Origin of the sequence: Tsukamurella conjunctivitidis (assembly GCF_007858475.1) — a bacterium.
Classification (GTDB): Bacteria; Actinomycetota; Actinomycetes; order Mycobacteriales; family Mycobacteriaceae; genus Tsukamurella; species Tsukamurella conjunctivitidis.
The window spans coordinates 1-510 of record NZ_VIGX01000323.1 but is presented as its reverse complement, the minus strand read 5'-3'; the positions used below and the strand labels follow the sequence as shown (position 1 = coordinate 510).

Sequence of the window (510 nt, the reverse complement as noted above, 5' to 3'; positions counted from 1 at the left end):
TCCGGGGTGTCCGGAGTGCCCGGTGCGTCGGTGTCCACGCCCCCAGTGTGCCCCACCAATGGGCCGCGCCCTACGCTGCCCATCGCCTCAGCGTCCGGTGTTGCGCCGCTGGGCGCTCACGGCGACCGCCGTGAACAGCAGCACCCAGCCTGCGACATTGCCGATCCAGGACCACTGGAACGTCTCCCAGCCGACCAACGGCATCTGCACCAGATTCACGATGCCATTGAAGGGGGTCCAGGGGGCGATTCTCTCGAAGAAGCCACCCATCTGGTCCAGGGGGATGAACATGCCCGACCCGAATGCCCCGAGCACCGTGATCAGCGAGGTCGCGGCAAAGGCACCGTCAGTGCGCACTGCGAACCCGGTGGCCAGACCCAGGGCCGCAGGCAGCACTGACAACACGATGATCAGCCCCGCCGTCAGAGGCCAGGCCTCTCCCGCCATCTGCGCCCCGGTGAGGTGGCCGACGGTGTAGGCGCTGCCCACCACGACCATGGTGATCCCCAT

At 67.8% G+C, this 510-nt stretch carries 1 pseudogene; it reads right to left on the bottom strand.

Features of this window, described 5'->3' with window-relative positions:
• Nucleotides 1-87: 87 nt before the first annotated feature.
• Nucleotides 88-510, bottom strand: a pseudogene (locus FK530_RS25600) (hypothetical protein); the annotation flags it as partial.